The organism is Leptolyngbya sp. 7M (assembly GCF_018128485.1).
Map to the genome: position 1 here is coordinate 2,110,724 of NZ_CP070897.1, position 16,094 is coordinate 2,126,817.

16 protein-coding genes and 1 pseudogene are annotated in these 16,094 nt (G+C 46.9%); 9 read left to right on the plus strand and 8 right to left on the minus strand.

Translation table 11 applies throughout. From position 1 onward, the window contains the following. The first annotated feature begins 768 nt into the window (after positions 1-768). Positions 769-999 (plus strand): hypothetical protein, encoded by a 231-nt coding sequence (locus tag JVX88_RS10035; RefSeq protein ID WP_211627183.1) that lies wholly within the window; start codon positions 769-771, stop codon positions 997-999. 467 nt (positions 1,000-1,466) lie between these two features. After that, the gene (locus JVX88_RS10040; RefSeq protein ID WP_211627184.1) at positions 1,467-2,609 is read left to right on the plus strand and encodes a hypothetical protein; all 1,143 of its coding nucleotides are present in this window, start codon (positions 1,467-1,469) and stop codon (positions 2,607-2,609) included. Positions 2,610-2,669: 60 nt separating this feature from the next. On the opposite strand, the gene JVX88_RS10045 is transcribed toward JVX88_RS10040, so the two are convergent. The 6 genes and pseudogenes from JVX88_RS10045 to miaB all read right to left on the minus strand — a co-directional run bounded on the left by JVX88_RS10045 (position 2,670) and on the right by miaB (position 7,876). Beyond that, a complete protein-coding gene (locus tag JVX88_RS10045) occupies positions 2,670-3,506 on the minus strand; it encodes a hypothetical protein (protein ID WP_211627185.1) in 837 nt (278 codons plus the stop codon). Beyond that, positions 3,493-4,194: pseudogene (gene metK, locus JVX88_RS10050) on the minus strand (methionine adenosyltransferase); the annotation flags it as partial. The gene JVX88_RS10045 and the pseudogene metK, both read right to left, overlap by 14 nt. Before the next feature lie 225 nt (positions 4,195-4,419). Continuing rightward, positions 4,420-5,259, minus strand: coding sequence for a ParB/RepB/Spo0J family partition protein (locus JVX88_RS10055; RefSeq protein WP_211627187.1), 840 nt, complete (start codon positions 5,257-5,259; stop codon positions 4,420-4,422). Further along, entirely contained in the window at positions 5,216-6,007 is a 792-nt protein-coding gene (locus JVX88_RS10060; protein WP_211627188.1) for a ParA family protein, read from the minus strand. Before JVX88_RS10060 ends, JVX88_RS10055 begins: the two co-directional genes overlap by 44 nt. A gap of 52 nt (positions 6,008-6,059) precedes the next feature. After that, positions 6,060-6,551, minus strand: coding sequence for a bifunctional nuclease family protein (locus JVX88_RS10065; protein ID WP_211627189.1), 492 nt, complete (start codon positions 6,549-6,551; stop codon positions 6,060-6,062). Beyond that, positions 6,551-7,876, minus strand: coding sequence for a tRNA (N6-isopentenyl adenosine(37)-C2)-methylthiotransferase MiaB (gene miaB, locus JVX88_RS10070; RefSeq protein ID WP_225931376.1), 1,326 nt, complete (start codon positions 7,874-7,876; stop codon positions 6,551-6,553). Before miaB ends, JVX88_RS10065 begins: the two co-directional genes overlap by 1 nt. Before the next feature lie 25 nt (positions 7,877-7,901). On the opposite strand from miaB, the gene JVX88_RS10075 reads away from it, so the two are divergent. Both JVX88_RS10075 and JVX88_RS10080 read left to right on the plus strand, forming a co-directional pair. Then, positions 7,902-9,080, plus strand: coding sequence for a PHP domain-containing protein (locus JVX88_RS10075; protein ID WP_211627191.1), 1,179 nt, complete (start codon positions 7,902-7,904; stop codon positions 9,078-9,080). Beyond that, positions 9,025-9,477: a DEAD/DEAH box helicase gene (locus JVX88_RS10080; RefSeq protein ID WP_225931877.1), complete on the plus strand. Its 453-nt coding sequence runs from the start codon at positions 9,025-9,027 to the stop codon at positions 9,475-9,477. The genes JVX88_RS10075 and JVX88_RS10080 overlap by 56 nt, the downstream gene beginning before the upstream one ends. A 117-nt stretch (positions 9,478-9,594) precedes the next feature. On the opposite strand, the gene JVX88_RS10085 is transcribed toward JVX88_RS10080, so the two are convergent. Continuing rightward, complete coding sequence (locus JVX88_RS10085) at positions 9,595-10,050, minus strand: hypothetical protein (RefSeq protein ID WP_211627192.1); 456 nt, start codon at positions 10,048-10,050, stop codon at positions 9,595-9,597. A 153-nt stretch (positions 10,051-10,203) separates the two neighbouring features. On the opposite strand from JVX88_RS10085, the gene JVX88_RS10090 reads away from it, so the two are divergent. Continuing rightward, on the plus strand, positions 10,204-10,695 hold the full coding sequence (locus JVX88_RS10090) for a phycocyanin subunit alpha (RefSeq protein WP_211627193.1): 492 nt from the start codon (positions 10,204-10,206) through the stop codon (positions 10,693-10,695). Between the two features lie 76 nt (positions 10,696-10,771). Continuing rightward, positions 10,772-11,545 carry a PolC-type DNA polymerase III gene (locus tag JVX88_RS10095; protein WP_225931377.1) on the plus strand — a complete coding sequence of 258 codons (774 nt, stop codon included), beginning with the start codon at positions 10,772-10,774 and terminating at the stop codon, positions 11,543-11,545. Positions 11,546-12,064: 519 nt separating this feature from the next. On the opposite strand, the gene JVX88_RS10100 is transcribed toward JVX88_RS10095, so the two are convergent. After that, positions 12,065-13,195 carry a helix-turn-helix transcriptional regulator gene (locus JVX88_RS10100; protein ID WP_211627194.1) on the minus strand — a complete coding sequence of 377 codons (1,131 nt, stop codon included), beginning with the start codon at positions 13,193-13,195 and terminating at the stop codon, positions 12,065-12,067. A gap of 507 nt (positions 13,196-13,702) precedes the next feature. Between JVX88_RS10100 and JVX88_RS10105 the strand changes: the two genes are divergently transcribed. The 3 genes from JVX88_RS10105 (at position 13,703) to JVX88_RS10115 (ending at position 15,928) form a co-directional block, all read left to right on the plus strand. After that, the gene (locus JVX88_RS10105) at positions 13,703-14,584 is read left to right on the plus strand and encodes an NB-ARC domain-containing protein (protein WP_211627195.1); all 882 of its coding nucleotides are present in this window, start codon (positions 13,703-13,705) and stop codon (positions 14,582-14,584) included. Between the two features lie 130 nt (positions 14,585-14,714). After that, positions 14,715-15,338 (plus strand): restriction endonuclease subunit R, encoded by a 624-nt coding sequence (locus JVX88_RS10110; RefSeq protein WP_211627196.1) that lies wholly within the window; start codon positions 14,715-14,717, stop codon positions 15,336-15,338. Between the two features lie 392 nt (positions 15,339-15,730). Then, positions 15,731-15,928: a hypothetical protein gene (locus JVX88_RS10115; protein WP_211627197.1), complete on the plus strand. Its 198-nt coding sequence runs from the start codon at positions 15,731-15,733 to the stop codon at positions 15,926-15,928. Positions 15,929-16,094 lie beyond the last annotated feature (166 nt).

The following is a 16,094-nucleotide window of genomic DNA, read 5'->3' on the forward strand; positions in this document are numbered from 1 at the left end:
AACCACTATTTCTTTCGCCAGCAACTCACAACTCTAGCCGGAAAAGGGAAGTTTGCGTTGGGCAGGCTAAGCGTCGGGTAAAACCCAGCGTAGTCGCTCTGAAAAATAAAGACTGTAAATTACTTATTTGTAGCAGTTAGTCTCCTTCAAAAAAAAACGAGAGTGCAAATTCGGCTTGACACAACTCCAACCCTAACATTTTAAGCAACACTTGAACTAAGAATTATGTTTCCCGCATATCTCCTGCTTCGGTTTTCGGTTGAATCTGTTTCCCGTGGAAGCGACGGGCAGATTTGCAGAACCAACGGCCTGGAAGATAGCGGCACAAAGGAAAAGTTTCATATCGCTCAACAAGAAAAGCCCTGAAGGTTACTTGAGATAACTCTCAGGGCTTGCTTGTTTTTAACCGTCTCTTCTGTGTAGAGGACAACAGATGGGCGTCCAAAGCATCTCCATCCTAGCGTAAAACACGGCAGCGATACAATGCTTTATTAACTTCGAATACCGAAAAATTTTGCTTTGTCCGCAAATTTTTCGATTGTCGACCAAGTAATTGATTATGGAGCAAATAAAAATGACGAAATCTATAAGTTTTACGCGTTCAATTATCGTGCTTTGCGTCGCCTTATGTGTACTCGTTTCGGTGGGCTGTCCGCGACGGCAAACGACGACTGGAGAGGTTCAACATCCGCCTACCCGCGTTACTATTAGACAACCATCGAAGGGTTAGTCCCCGTAAGCGAACTGAATTCTCAGATCGCGAACGACATGGCCACAGGAATTCTGGATCTTGCGAATTCTTGGGAGCCAGACTCCATTTCAACCCCGAATGCAGTAGTAAAGGTACTACGTGCAGATAGGCAATTTGCTCAGGAAACATTTGCAATGGTGCTGACCTCAAGCACTGTGGCTCCTGTTGATAAAGACACTAAACCTTATTACTTCTCTGTTTCTGTTCAAGATGAACAAGCACTCGCCGACTTCATTAGCCAAGAATAAGCAGGTTTGACAGAAACGGAGATCGAAGTTGAGTTTGTATTTACGGTGGCTCAAGTTGACTGTGAGATTCCGAATGGGGATTATACAAGTTATTTGCGGTCTCTTGACAGTTCTGGGGTTACCTTCTTTAGTTCCATGACTTTCCAATATTCAGTTCCAGACAATGTTCAAGGTTCTGATAGATGTCTTCAAGCCGAAATAACCTTGAAGTAGTTTTCGATTGGATGGGAATTTGATGCAAATGGATTTCTTCAGAGTAAAACTAAGTATCAAATTCCCCATTAGCGCAATGAGTTATGCGTCGATTGTGTTATTTAAAGGTTCCAATTACTGGGCTTCTTTTTTTCTTACTTTCATGGGACGCTTCATCCCAAAATCTTAGTTCCACGGTTGTAGAATTCGATTCAAGTCGAATAAATGTAACAAAGATATCGGATGCAAACGAAAGGGTTATTGACATTACTGAGATGGCCAATAATTCTTTAAAGCGGACGCATCAGAAAAAAGGAAATGGTGGGAACGTAAAGGTCCGTTATCGCGAAGGTAATCCCGTTGCGATCGGTAATCTAGCGAATTCTGTATCAAAGGTTTACAACACAACGAAAAAATTACTTCATCCACTCAAGGTTCCGAATGTAGAAGTTTTTTTGATCAAATTAAGTGATAAGCCCTCAAACTACCGCATAACAAGCAATCGGCGCAATCGTTACTATCCGTTAGTGATTTATTATTCTGATGAAACAGAGATAGATCTAGGATGCGAAAGGTATTCCCAGATTTGCGATGAGGTCTTCGCTGTGCTTCCGCACGAACTAACGCACATTGCTTTAGCCGAGTTGATCGATCCAAACGATGACATCATCCGCTGGTTCGATGAGGGCGTTGCGAAATATGTGGAGACGATTATTTCAAAAAAGCATGCGAGGTCTGTTTTTGATCGTGACTATTGGAATACTTTTCCTGAGGTAAGTCTTAGTCGAAAAGAAATTCGCGAAGCACTGTGGAATTGGAAAATACCAGATGAAGAAGAAAAGTCCGGTTGCTTACCTTCGTGGAAGGCTCGTTGGAACACAATGTCTTTATATGGAGCATCCGGGCAACTTATCAGAGAATTAGTTGAAAACCGGACAAAAACTCCTGGACATACTTCATTAAATACGATCCTTGAGGAATTGCAAGCTTCAAAAGGAAGAGGGCTCCTTACATCAGAAAAAATATTGGCACAGCTTGGTCGAAAGTTTGACCTAAATCTTAAAGCTCTCGGACAATTGTCAGCAGAGAGTAAGACAAAGTTTACTGCTGATGCTGAAAGAATTCTTAATGAGATGGCAAATAACGGAACTGCTGTCGAAAATCGACCAAGAGTCTATTGGGCCTTGAGCGTACTGGCTTGTTTGGATAATGAACTTTCGAAACAGGCAATCGGGTCAACAATAGAGATATTGTTAGATAATAAACATCCAGCAATAATTCATCACCTTTCGGCAACCACACTTTTTAAGAGAGCTAACTCAAACGCACAGCAGCGAGACATCATTTATACCGAACTCAAAGAAAAAGACATTTCAATTGCAGAATTCGACTCTCTCTTAGTGAAGATGTCTTTTTAAACTCCGTCCATATGTGGGATACGATCACAAACGACTTTCGAAGATTCCATAATTCCGTGATCATTTTTCGAGAGCATTAAAAAAGAGCCTGAACGTTGCCCATGTCTGGCCGCGGTGCTGTGGGCGGAAGGCGAAAAGGGTGATGTGTCCTTTTCCGTGGTCGGTTTCGACCAACGCTGCCTTGCCTGCCATCCTGTCGGTGCCGAGCATCCAGCCTGAAAGAAGTGTGTTTTCGCGGGCGTAGCTTGCAACGATCCGGACCTTTGCCGAATCGGTCACTTCAAACGCCGCGCTGTTTATAAAATAAGCAGGCGTGGTTTCAGCGTAACCACTAGCTATGCGATGCTGCCGGTTCAGGTCAAGCTGAACGATCGAGCCGGGATTGTAAAATTCCGTTCGGGGCAGTCCATCGAGCACGTTCTTTATCGGAAGCCCAAATTGTTTTATCACCATGCCGCACGAAGCCGCCAAGCACACCAACCGCCCGCCATTTTCGACAAATTTCTTCAGGTTAGCCGCACCCTCAGTCCCAATGCCGCCAGCAAATTCGTCGGGATAACGGCTCGGACTTAAACCATTAATGATCGTGCTTTCATTGTCTGATGCCAGTACGATCACGTCGTAATTCAGGCGGTTCGCACGGATATCAGTGTTGCTTAGCGAAGAGAAAGGTATTTGATGGTTGTCAAAAACAAGCCGCGTCCAGCCTTCGTCCATCGATGAAGTGTAGGGCTTGTACATCGCGATGCGCGGCGCGGTTTTGAGCGGATTTGGCAGCTTCGGAAATGGCTCGTTCGCATCTTTAAGATCAAGCCGCTTGCGTATCTGATTCTGCGACTCGACCTTTTTTATGGTGTCGTTGTATTTTTCCCGTTCGCGAATGTCCCATCGGCCCACCGATAACAAATTTCCCGGTCGGGTTAATATGATATTTGGTTTCGTCGTCCAGAAGCTCTGCTGGGATGACAGGTTTAATAACATGCTCCAGCACGTCCCTGCGGATGTCTTCGATGTCCAGATCTGCGGTTTGTGTAGAGATGACGACCGCCTCAACCCTGTACGGACGTCCATCGCGATACTCGATCGATACCTGCGATTTACCATCTGGACGAAGATAGGGAATTGTCCCGTCGCGTCTCACCTGTGACAGCCTACGGGTAAGGTTATGAGCCAATTGGATAGGCATCGGCATCAGCTCCGGCGTTTCGTCACAGGCAAACCCAAACATCAAGCCTTGGTCACCGGCACCGCCAGTATCAACACCCTGGGCAATATCCGGAGATTGCTTGCCTATGGCATCGATAACAGCACAAGTGTTCGAATCAAAGCCGAATTCAGCGTCGTTATAGCCGATCTCATGAACTGTATCGCGAATTATCTTTTTGTAATCGACGTCAGCAGTTGTCGTGATCTCACCGGCAACTACAGCCATACCGGTAGTAACTAAAGTTTCACAGGCAACGCGAGCAGTTGGGTCCTGCTCGAGAATTGCATCCAAGATCGCATCAGAGATGTTGTCAGCTATCTTATCCGGATGCCCCTCAGTTACCGATTCCGATGTGAACAAAAAATTTCCGTTACTCAAAATACTAGAACTCCTTATGTGAAAATGGGCTTAGATCCAAATCCCCTTGTGATGGCAAACGAAAATCATACATTTAAGTAAGGTTTTATGTCAAAAGGGGTGGGTAATTATTTAGGCTTCGCAGTGATGCGATTAGCAAGATCGGTAGAGGGCCTGGCGAGGCAGGTCATTTCAAGTAACAATTCGAGAAATATTCTGCGTCTGATAATATAGATTATGTAAATTCTAGGAGCCGGTTTTCACAGAGTCAAATGCCGCCTTAAGCGCTTTGAGTATCTCAGGCCGTTTGTTATGTGCAGGGTCATTGAATATAACCGAGACCTTGAAGCCGTCGTCACTGTATTCAAAGGTGGCTTTTTCATTAACGGTTGGAATGGCTCCAGAACTTTTTCCCGATTCTTTTGCAACCTGCGGCCGACCCGATGCCGACTTTTCGGAGCGCTTTCCGATAAGGCGGTCGACGTGCGCGTGCATTTCTGCATCATCGAATTGACGTGCGATCTCCAAAAGTGTCGTCTTAGAGTTGATCTTATTCTCGTTACACCGTTTCCGTATATCCTCCGGAAGGCCTGCGATGGTCAAGAACTCAGTTACCGTTGAACGGCTTTTACTTATCTTTTGAGCGATCTGTTCTTGTGTATAACCGAACTTTTGCTGTAGGGCCAGCAATCCGTCTGCCTCTTCCCAAACGTTCAGGTCCTTTCTCTGAAGATTTTCGATCAGAGCGATCTCGGCGATCTCTTCTTCGTCAAGATCCATTTCAATGCACGGAACTTCGGTTAGTCCCGCAAGCTTGGATGAACGCCATCTACGCTCTCCTGCAATGATCATGTACTTGGCATCACCAAGTGGCTTGACCAAAAGCGGTTCTAAGACCCCTTTTTCGCGGATGGATGCAGTAAGTTCGGAAAGATCGCCTAATTCCCTCCGTGGCTGTTCAGGATTAGGTTCTAAGCGGTCGATCGGTATTGTTTTGCCGATAGATCTGCTTTGCGTCGCAAGAATATCAACATAATGAGAGTCATGCCGCATTTGCACGCCCGTTGGAAGCCCTCTTTTGGACACGTTTAAGCACCTCCTTTGCTAACTGTTCGTATTCGGCTGATCCTGAGGATTTCGGAGCAAATTCAAATATTGATTTTTTGTGGGCAGGCGCCTCTTCAAGCCGGACCGAACGCGTAATCACTGTATTAAATGCTTTGTTTCCAAATACTTGGCGTATATGAGCATCGACATCCCGAGACAGCGCTGTTCGTCGATCGAAGAGGGTTACCAAAACGCCTAAGAGCTCTAATTCAGGATTTGGGCGTGACCGGACCTTTTCGATCGTCTCCAGAAGATCATCAGTCCCTTCCAGCGCAAAATAGGAGGATTGGATCGGGACGATCACGTAATGGGCGGCAACAAGCGAGTTGACAGTTATCAGGCCCAGGGTCGGTGGCGTGTCGATTATGACCAGATCAAACTCGGATACGATACGCTGGAGCCGATCGCGTAATTTATATGCGGAATCAAAGTCGCCGATCAATTTTGCTTCGAGCTTGGCTAGATTGATTCGCGCGGGAATTATCGAAAGTCCAGGGACGTCGGTCTGGTAGATTATCTCCCTGGCATCTCGGTCTGGTTCTGTAAACAGCTCATAAGCGCCAGCATTGATCTCCTCCGGCTGAAGAAATGACAGAGTGGTATTGCTTTGCGGGTCAAGATCAATGAGCAGTGTACGCTTCTTCCTTCCGGCACACGCTGCTGCGAGATTGATCGCGGTCGTTGTTTTTCCGACACCGCCCTTTTGGTTTGCTATCGCGATAATCATTAGTAGATATGGCCATTACGGCCGATAACGAGCTAAAGTTAACATCACAGGATCAACCGATGAGTTCCGGCCATTCATCGACGCCGCCGGGGTCGCCGACGTCCTGATCCTGCTGCTGTTGCGTAGATGCCGCCGAAAGTTCCAGCACGTGTCTCTCCACATAAATAGGGCAATCTAATCGTAATGCGAGTGCGATCGCATCTGAAGGCCTTGCGTCAAGAGTTACAAGTTCTCCGTTCTCATCTGAAAGTTCTATCGAGGCATAGAATGTATTGTCCTTGAGGTCCGTCACGACAACCCTTACCGCGCTCAGCCCGAATTCGATGATCACGTTTCTCAAAAGATCATGCGTCATCGGTCTTTGCGGTACTATCTTCTCTATCTCGAGGGCGATGGCGTTTGCTTCGAACGCTCCAACCCAGATCGGAAGCACTGCCTCAGAACCCACGCCTTTAAGCACAACGATCGGAGTATTCGTGTTCGGATCCATTATAAGGGCTCCGATCTTGACCTCGATAAGATCTCTTGAATCATCTTTCGGCATTACTTTACTTCACCGAACAAGGAATTGGTTTTGACCCCAGTAACCGTGACGTCGATTATCTTTCCAAGCATATCATCGGATGCGGGAAAGTTCACAACTCTATGGCAGGTAGAATGTCCTGTGAGATGCTCCGATGATCGCGCCGAGTGTTTTTCCGCTAAAACGGAGATCGATCTGCCAAGATACCGCTGCATTCGACGGGACTGGATCGCTCTCTGAACCGCTTCCAGCGATCTGAAACGTCTGGTTTTTTCTTCATTCGGTACGTCGTCCGGCATCTCATATGCAGGCGTTCCCGGACGCGGCGAATATTTGAAAATATAGGCAGAATCAAACTCGCAATACTCGACCATTCTTACCGTGTTTTCAAAATCCTCTTCGGTTTCGCCTGGAAATCCGACAATTATGTCTGTGGTCAATGAAATATCCCGCGACGACGCCTTCAGCCGATCGATCCGTTTGAAATAACTTTCGATGGTGTGAAGCCGACGCATCGCTTTAAGCACTCGGTCGCTGCCGGACTGTACTGGCAGGTGTACCCAGTTGCAAAGATTCTCATTCTCCTCAATGGCATCAACAATATCCGGATGAAAATCCCGCGGAAAAGAAGTATTGAATTTGATCCTTTCGATGCCAGTCGCGGCAACCGCTCGAAGCAGCCTTGAGAACGGCGTTTTTCCTGAAAAGGATTCCAATCCAGATTCGGTCTTGGGGCGATAACTGTTAACATTCTGACCGATCAGGTGAATCTCCTTTACTCCGCTTCGTCGGTGCTCAAGTACCTGGCGAATTATTTCGGAAGCCGGAAGACTCACTTCCCTTCCGCGTGAAAAGGGAACGATGCAATAAGTGCAGAATTTATTGCACCCTTCGATGATGGGAATGAATGCGACATATGGCGAATGGCGTTGTTCTTCGGCGACTGTCCAGTCATATTCAGGATCACGTTCGCCAAGATCAGAGTATCCCGAACCGTAATCAAAGACATTTTCTATCGCCTCAGCTACACGACCTACCGCTCGCGTTCCGATGACCATATCAATGCCCTGTATCTTATTGAAAAGCGTCTCGCCCTCCAGCTGGGCTACACAGCCCATCACACCGACTACCGGCTTCTGTCGCTTCCCTGCCCTTACCTCACCTACACGCGTGTAGAGTTTTTGCTCGGCCTTCTCACGAACAGAGCAAGTATTGATCAAAATTATGTCCGCATTGTCTTCAGAATCAGCGATCTCGAAACCTTTTTGGGCTAGCGATGTAGCGACGCGCTCGGAATCCGAGACATTCATTTGACACCCAAAAGTTTCAAGATAAACTCTCTTCATAACCTACCGAACAAGGATGGAAAAAATGCAGTTCAAATCCCGAGATTTCGTCCACCTTCACCTGCACACGGATTATAGCTTGTTGCAAAGCACTATCCAACTAAAGCCGCTTGCAGCCCGCCTGAAAGAGTTGGAAATGAAGGCCTGTGCCATAACGGATTACGGTAATTTATACGGTGCGATCGGCTTTTATCTTGCAATGAAGGCTGCGGGAATTCGCCCGATAATCGGATATCACGCGTTTTTTACGCTGGGAAGTAGGTTTGATCGACATCTTTCTGTACCAGCCGGTGAGAAGCCTTTCTATGATCTGATCTTGCTTGCAAAGAATAACGAAGGTTACCAAAATCTGGTTTATATTGCATCTAAGGCATTCACTGAGGGACTTTATCATAAACCTCGAGTTGACCTTGAACTTCTAAAGACGCATTCAGCAGGGCTCATAGCGCTTTCCGGAGGGCCCGGCGGACCGCTGAATCATTATCTTCAAAATGCAAATGAAAATTCCGCTGTCGAGGTAGCCAACAAGCTACTGGATGTGTTCGACACCTCGAATTTCTATATTGAGATCCAGGAAAATTGGCAAGGAGCTGGCGGACAGATAAATCAGCAATTGGCCTCGTTCGCAAAACGACTTGGGTGTGGTCTGGTGGCAACGAACGATTCCCATTATTTGCATAGTGACGATGCACGGGCACGTCAGGCCTTGCTCTGTATCGGCGAGGGCCGCACGCTTAGCGGACATAACGGAGCCGACTTTACAGGAAAGCGTTATGTCCGAAGCGCAGCGGAAATGTGGGAGATCTTCGGCGATACGTACCCCGAGGCATTGACCAACACCCTAAAGATCGCCGAGGAATGCGCACTTGAAATAAAGACCGGACCGGACAATCTTCAGCTTCCCATATTTCCTATTCCCGACACTTCTAAAGCCAAAACCGTAGATGCTTACTTTGAAGAAGTAACCCGTGATGGTCTCGAAACACTAAAGACCGAGACATTGCAGCCGCTTGCTTCCGAAGGGCGGCTAAAATACCCATTGTCTGCCTACTATCAGCGGTTGGAACGGGAAATAGAGATTATCAAAGATATGCGTTACTCAGGGTACTTCCTGATAGTTTGGGAGTTCATCAAGTACGCTAAAGAACGTGGCATTCGTGGAAAGCTATGTGCACCGGATTGGCCGCACCGGACGCGCTGGTAAGGAAGGCACGGCGATTTCGCTGATTCATCCACTCGATAAGCGTAAACTGCGGGATATTGAACGCCATATTCGTCAGCGTTTAGAAATTGGCACCATCCCGACTCGTGCCCAAATCGAAGCTCGCCATCTGCAAAAGCTGCAAGATCAGCTCCGGGAAGCGCTGGCCGGAGAGCGAATTGCGTCGTTCGTGCCGATTGTGGCTCAGCTCAGCGAAGAGTTTGAACCCCATACAATTGCGGCGGCGGCCCTGCAAATGGCCTATGACCAAACCCGACCAAGCTGGATGCGGGTGGAGCATGGTTACACAGACGATCCGGCTGGAGACGAAACCAGAACCCGGCCAGGAGCACCGAAGCCGAAACCCGTGAAGCGGAAAGCGCCGGTATCGTCGCAGTAGTGAATGTGGAAGGTGAGGATTAAGATCCATATCTTTAATCCTCACCTTGCTTGCAAGGCAATAGTTCAAGATTCTTAGCTGCTACAATTTTTGCTCAACCCCAACTTAGAGTCCAACTTAGAGGTTTGAGATCAGCACTCTTGATGATTCTTTGACAAGGTTTTCTATTCGAGAAGACATTTCTTGAAGTTTCTGAAGTATTTCTACCTCTGAGAGAGAGGAGTAGTTAGTAATCAACTTGGCGTCTTCAAGACGGTTCAATTCAATCAAAAATAGTAGTGCTGTGGAACGTCTTTTTCCTTCTCGATTGGAAGGATTTAGAAATGTTAAACCTGAAGCAAGCAGTGTGGAAAGTAAGGCTAGACTCACAACTAATATTTTGCTGCCATCGAAGAACGTGAAGACTGCGCCAGCCGAAGAAGATAGAGCAGCTGATATTCCAAGTACAATATGTAGCTTTCCCCACCAGTTTGCAGCTAAGAGATTCTCATCGTAGCCTTTCTTAAGATCTCTAACCATTCCTTCATAGCGAGTTATCACTGCTTGTTTCAAGGCTTGTTTCAGGGGATCCATAAAACTGAGCTAGGTTCATTGATTTCTTGAAAGTGCTTTTTTAGAACTAAGCTGGTGGGATGTACATTTATAGTGGGATGTGTATTTACACTACCTAAATTAGGCATAAAAAATCCATATTTATTAGATTACTTACAGTAGAGGTAAAGCTGTATGTTTAGCGACGCAGTAAAAGCCTTTGAAACACAAATGAATAAACAGTCCAACTTTTTGACGCAATCTAATTTTGAGGCAGTGGCGTCGCGTTACGAGCAGGCTACAGCGTCATTGGAAGCAGCTAAATTACTCTCCAGCAATGCCGAACTCTTGATTGAGAATGCTGCACAAGCTGTTTATCAAAAATTTCCTTACACCACTCAACGACCAGGATCTCAGTATGCATCTACACCACAAGGTAAGGCTAAATGCTCTCGTGACATTGGCTATTACCTTCGGATAATCATTTACTGTTTGGTTGCAGGAAGTACGGGTCCAATCGATGATTATCTGCTTAATGGTCTAAACGAAATAAATAGAACATTTGAACTATCACCTAGCTGGTATGTAGAGGCTTTGAAGTACATTAAGGGCAATCATGGGTTAACTGGATTGGCTGCTTCAGAGACAAATAGATACATTGATTATGCAATCAATGCTCTCAGTTAAGTTGTTTAGTGCATTTTAGTGATTCTGCTCTTGAGTTCTGTGGCCGAATTGCCACTTCAATAAATGTTGAGTTTCTGTGCTATCCACTCAGCTTTTGACCTATTACCGCAATCTGAGCCAGCAGATGTTTACTGTTGTCGATCTGGAAACGACAGGTCGTCATGCTTGGCAGCATCGAGTGATGGAAGTGTCGGTCTTGCAGGCGACGCTAGCCGAAGGGGTGCTGGTGCAGCAAACAGATCTAATCAATCCGCTGACCCAAATTCCGCTGCGGCTGGCTCACTTCACGGGCATCAAGCAGCCGATGGTCGATGCGGCACCTCCGGCGGCTGAGGTGTTGCCCCCCTATCTGCCGTTGCTCAGTCGCGGTGTTTTGACTGCCCATAATCTGGAGTTTGACTATCCGTTTTTGCAGGCCGAGTTTGCCCGATTGGGCATTCAATTTGTCCGGCCTGAGACAGAACAACTCTGTACGGTCAAGCTGGCTCGGTTGATGCTGCCGGATCTGCCTTCACGGAAATTGCCCCATTTGGTTAGGCATTTTCAGTTTGAGGTGGGGCGGTCTCACCGAGCAGAGGCGGATACGCTGGCCTGCTGGATGCTAGCTGAGCGGCTGTTCACCGAACTGCTGAACGAAGAGGATGACGTGTTGCTGGCGCGGTTCGCTCGTCAGGTGATTCCGTTAAAGGAGGCAGCTAAGCTGCTGAATTGTTCGCCAGAAGAGGCCAAAGCCAAACTAGATGCGGCCGGCGCTTCCACGCGGTTTGTTGGGCGCAAACGGGACGGCACTTGGGTGTATCGCCGGGGTGAGGTCGAGCAGTTGGTGCTGGAAGTAGGTCAGAAAGCCTAGAGTTGCCGGACCTTCAACGTTCACAAGCTCAGGAACGAGATCAGAAACAGGTTACGCCATGTGCAACTATATTTGCCCTCACCTCCCCAGCCCTCCTCTCCCAAAGCTAGGAGAGGAGGGAGTTTGAGCAAATTCTTACCCCCTTCTCCCAACCTTGGGAGAAGGGCAGGGGATGAGGGCGATGCAGCACCGATCGGGGTTTTAAGTAAGTTGCACATCGCGTTTTGTTCGGTTGTTATGTCGCCTTCGTCCCCGTAAAGGCACCAGTTGAGAATTTGAATCTAGACATTGCAACTTGTCCGTTAAGTAGTGAGACGGCCTACTCTCTTCCGTTGGTCGATACTAAACGATCCCGGCTCAACGTTAAATGCGAAGTTCAAACGATCACCCAGACTGGCTCAACAGACTGTAGACTACCCTAGCGGCTCATTCACTGGGCTGTTCCGTCGCCGTGCGGGCTAACAGTCTGCTGTTGGAAATTAACGAAGTTGCAAGCTTCCGAATAGGTTCAAATTCTCTTTACCCTATCGCTCCTAACTGCTTCAAGGCATACACTACAGCCTCTGCACGAGTTTTTACAGCCAGCTTTGAATAGATATTCTCTAAATATTTCCTAACTGTCGCAACGCTCAAATCTAGAATTACGGCAATTTCTGCATTAGTTTTACCCCGCGTTACTTCAAACAGCACTTCTGCTTCACGCCTGGTTAACCCCAGTAATTCCAAAGATGCTGCAGATAGGTTTAATAGCTGTCGTTCTTCTAGCAACAGCAAATATCGCTCCCTTGGTTGCTCAATGACGAAGCGTACCACTAACTGTTTGCCATCCTGCTCTAGTTTTAGTGGCAGATGAGGTGACGGCACCTCATCAGTTTGCCTGGTTAGCGAGAGCTGATAGTTAACCCATCGCTGCAAATAGTCTGGCAGGTAATGGACTGCACCAATTAAGTCAGAGAAATATTGCTTCAACCATCGTCCAGCTTGTTGACTGACAAACTGAACTCGTCCATCGCTATTCAGTGCAATCACTCCCAATGTATCTAGAGTATGACGCTGTTGCATCCAGCCTTGGTGAATCTGAGTATACTGCTGTAGATTATTCTGGGCTTGCAGCACATGTGGACGGAGCAAATTAAAAATAAATCGATCACGCTCAGTGTAGATCTGATCTCCCATCAGCGTTACCGCAACAATATCCTCTTGGCCATAGCGTTGAGGTTTGTCAGCAAAAGTAATCGGTAGAGCAATTGCGATCAGATCCTTGATGCCTCTGGGCTGCATTAGTCTGCCGTATAAACCTTCCAGCCGATGTAGCTGCCGTTCGTTCAGGAAATCTGAAACCTTGTATGCTCGTCCGTCACGTGTACGCAGGTAGTTGCCGACCAGGGGATGCTCATAGAAATGCTGATAGGCGATTTGATCAAAATCTGCAATATCCATCGGATCAAATCCAGGAGCAGCCTGATAATTTACTGTATCTGACCGATGCATTTTGAAAGAGAGCACATTGTATGTGTAGTCAATCGCCGCAATCATTTTTGAGGTAATCGAAAGCAAACGGGATGGAAAATCAGATATGCTACAGATCTGATAGAGTTCGTGAAGACATTCAGAAAACTGTTGAAAATCATCCTGACTGAGATGTTGCATTGTTTTGAGATAGCCTACAGGCATCATTGGGGGAATGACTTGAATATGGGCAAACAGCCGCGAAATCAGTCGTGAAACTATGCGAATCTTCAGGGAAAACGATCGTCTATCTCTGTATCAACTTCTTAACAATCGCTTACGGCAAATGACGAGTTGAACTTCTATCTAGAATATGACATAAAGTTAGGTAGCTACATTAAATATTCATATAAGACTGGGAAGTATCCTGAGATGGTGCTTTTCTAGTTTTGAATGAAGCTTATAGGTTGGCATCGAAGAGAAAAATAGACAAATAAATGAGGATCGCGATTGCTTCAATTTCTATTGAGAAACAGCATTGACAATCATGCCTCAGATCCTAGCCGTTTACTAGTACCCTTATGGGTATCATTTCTCCAAGAACAATATTCTTAACGTTGATTAGAGTACTGTTCTCATCTTGAGATTTGGGAAAGCCAGCCGAACATAATCACAGCTTCGCGTCTAGTTTAAGTTGAAGTATAAGATATGACTCAATCGGTGCAAAAGCGTAAACGTCGAGGTGTAATACTTTCACCTTGGGGAGCGCAGCGGCTTCAGGAGGCTCAAGAACAATTAGCAATTCTGAAAAACGGCGGATTCGCCTACACTTTGGAGCAGATCAGCAGTCTGACGGGACTGAGCGTTCGTTCAATTGGACGGATTCGCAGCGGTAAAGTAGCCGTCGATCGCCAATCTCTGGAAGAGCTATTTTGCACTTTTAATCTGGCGCTCACCAAACAGGACTACATCCAGCCGGAGGATGCAGCCGAACCGCAGTCAACTGCCCAAGATTGGGGAGAAGCCCCCGATGTCTCTGTCTTTTACGGACGCACGACCGAACTGACGACGCTCAGCCAATGGATTCTGCAAGATCGCTGCCGCTTGATTGGCATTGTTGGGATTGGTGGAGTCGGCAAGACAGTTCTGTCGGTCAAGCTCGCAGAGCAGATGCAAGAGCATTTTACGCGGGTGATCTGGCGTTCGGTTCGTAACGCTCCGCTACTGGAAACCCTATTAGCAGAATTAGTTCCCTTCCTCTCAGACCAGCAAGAGACTCAGGCAGATTTGGGTACTTTGCTGCAATGTCTGCGCAACAGGCGCTGTTTGGTAATTCTCGACAACACAGAAGTCTTGCTTGAAACAGGCGATCGGGCTGGGCAATATCGTCCAGAATATGCAGCCTACAAAGAACTACTGCAAGCCGTTGCCGAAACCCGCCATCAGAGCTGCCTTGTAGTGACGGGTCGAGAGAAATGCGCTCAGTTTGCCCAGTTGGAAAGCAACCCGACCGTGCAGGGATTACCGCTGAGTGGCTCTCCAGAAGCTTCTGAAGCACTGCGTTCAAGTCCTTTCATCCGCATTGCCTAAAAGACATAGAAGACATCAACTTTTTGGTTAGAACTCTGGAAAACTCTTGAAATCCTCGTCGGGTGCTGGCTGCGCTATGCTTGTTGCTAGCCGAAATCTGAGCTAGCCGAAACCTGAATAGAAACAAGCGATGGTTCAAACAATTTCAGCCGATCGGTTAACGCTATATCAACTGGAGGCAGAGTTCGGTCTGCGGCAGGTTGAGTCTGCGTCTGCGTTTCTAGAATGGCAGCAGGAATTGCCAGCCCTGACGCCATCAGAGCAGCAGCGGCTAGACCGAGTTAGAGCAGCCTTTGCTAACTTAACCCAGCGATCGGTTTTGGAAAACACAGTCAAACTGGCTGTAGTGGCTCCTCTACTAGATCTGGCTGGTTTGTTTTTGCCGCCGTTCTATGTCAGCACGGAAGATGAGGTGGAACTGACGGCCCAAGAAGGGGAATTAACAATTCGGGGTCGGATGGATGTGCTGATGCTGAAAGAACAGTTTTGGCTCCTGGTGATTGAGTCTAAACGGGCAGAATTCTCGCTGAAGGTAGGAATCCCCCAAGTCTTATCCTATATGCTGACAACACCAGACCACGATCGCCCGCTCTATGGGCTAGTGACGAATGGCAGCAACTTTGTTTTTTTGAAGCTAGTCTGGCAAGCAAATCCTCGCTATGCTCGCTCTCAGGAGTTTGTGCTGGAAAATCCAGGAGATTTGGAACGGGTGCTTCAGGTGTTGAAACGACTCGCAGCAGTGGTAGGACAGTAATTTATGACGCCTTTAAAACATCTCCTATTGGTAGGATTTTGCTAAATTGGGCTGACACTACCGACTATTGCATGAGCATTTGGGTAAACAGATATAGGAACTTAACCTCACAGCAATTAGAGCATCACGGTATGAATTAGAATTGTCTGTCTAAATGCATTCGCCACCTAGTCTCATCTGCTGTGTTGATACTGCCATCACTCAGCAAATAGATGTTCTTTAAGATGAGATTAAGGAGACGATGAGAAAGGTCTCATAAACATTGAACATAAAATTAGTGGAGACTAAGCTAAGGAAGTAAGGACAACAAGCAAATGTTTGAAGCAAATGTTTGAACAAATGCTTGCGTAACTGTCCTTAAGTTGTTGATTGAAAGGAAGGGAGTTTTAGCAATGGCTAACAACTTATCCGAGCTGCAACCAATCGGTTCATCTCTACTATTTGGTTCAGAGAGTTTTTTGAGCGCGCTCTCTGAAGAAGATGAATCGGTGATTACTGGAGGTAGAGGTTCTAATAGTAGTCGTCCGCGGCGTCGCCCACGTCGTCGTCCGCGGCGGCGGCGTCCCGCTCGGAGTGTGAGCCGGACTTAGAGCCTGAGTCAATCCATTCAATTTAGTGATTGAATTGGTTCAAGCACAGCCAAAAAATGTTAAGTCAAATCGGCTGACTGTCAAGAAGCAGAGGGCAGAAATGGGGTTAAAAAAGCTTTAGATTCTGTGTCTCTGCTTCTAAAAAATTAGATGAAAACATCGCAAG

Coding starts and splice junctions, on each gene's coding strand:
- JVX88_RS10075 (WP_211627191.1), top strand. CDS start 7,902: ATGCAGTTCAAATCCCGAGATTTCGTCCACCTTCACCTGCACACGGAT.
- JVX88_RS10105 (WP_211627195.1), top strand. CDS start 13,703: ATGACTCAATCGGTGCAAAAGCGTAAACGTCGAGGTGTAATACTTTCA.
- JVX88_RS10040 (WP_211627184.1), top strand. CDS start 1,467: ATGGCCAATAATTCTTTAAAGCGGACGCATCAGAAAAAAGGAAATGGT.
- JVX88_RS10100 (WP_211627194.1), bottom strand. CDS start 13,195: ATGCAACATCTCAGTCAGGATGATTTTCAACAGTTTTCTGAATGTCTT.
- JVX88_RS10110 (WP_211627196.1), top strand. CDS start 14,715: ATGGTTCAAACAATTTCAGCCGATCGGTTAACGCTATATCAACTGGAG.
- miaB (WP_225931376.1), bottom strand. CDS start 7,876: ATGAAGAGAGTTTATCTTGAAACTTTTGGGTGTCAAATGAATGTCTCG.
- JVX88_RS10085 (WP_211627192.1), bottom strand. CDS start 10,050: ATGGATCCCCTGAAACAAGCCTTGAAACAAGCAGTGATAACTCGCTAT.
- JVX88_RS10035 (WP_211627183.1), top strand. CDS start 769: ATGGCCACAGGAATTCTGGATCTTGCGAATTCTTGGGAGCCAGACTCC.
- JVX88_RS10090 (WP_211627193.1), top strand. CDS start 10,204: ATGTTTAGCGACGCAGTAAAAGCCTTTGAAACACAAATGAATAAACAG.
- JVX88_RS10060 (WP_211627188.1), bottom strand. CDS start 6,007: ATGATTATCGCGATAGCAAACCAAAAGGGCGGTGTCGGAAAAACAACG.
- JVX88_RS10065 (WP_211627189.1), bottom strand. CDS start 6,551: ATGCCGAAAGATGATTCAAGAGATCTTATCGAGGTCAAGATCGGAGCC.
- JVX88_RS10115 (WP_211627197.1), top strand. CDS start 15,731: ATGGCTAACAACTTATCCGAGCTGCAACCAATCGGTTCATCTCTACTA.